The organism is Paenibacillus sp. 2KB_22 (genome assembly GCF_052115745.1).
Lineage (GTDB): Bacteria > Bacillota > Bacilli > Paenibacillales > Paenibacillaceae > Paenibacillus.
Genome location: NZ_JBFRHG010000043.1, coordinates 1 through 380, shown reverse-complemented (window position 1 = coordinate 380; position 380 = coordinate 1). Strand labels below are relative to the sequence as shown.

Sequence of the window (380 nt, the reverse complement as noted above, 5' to 3'; positions counted from 1 at the left end):
CTGCAGGACCGTAGATCGCGTCCTCATCGTAGCCCGCGGCGCATCCCGGAGGAAGTTCGGGAACGTGTGATCGAGCTGCGCCGTGGGCGGCGTGCTGGCTGGCTGATCGCCCGGCAGATGGGGCTAAGTACAGCAACCGTAAGCCGTATGCTGCGGAGTGCACGGCTGAGCCGGTGGCGCGATCTGGAGCCGTCCCCACCGGTGGTTCGCTATGAGCACGAGCGCCCAGGCGACCTGCTGCACCTGGACATCAAAGGGATGACCCGCTTCGGAGAGGTGGTGGTACGTGGCGACGGGCGCTTGCGCGGCAAAAAGCAACACCCTGGCGTGCTGGCGCTGCATGTGGCTGTCGACGATCATTCCCGGGTCGCCTTTACCCG

1 pseudogene is annotated in these 380 nt (G+C 66.1%); it reads left to right on the top strand.

The annotated features are described in order from the left end of the window. Nucleotides 1–380, top strand: a pseudogene (locus AB4111_RS31240) (IS481 family transposase); the annotation flags it as partial.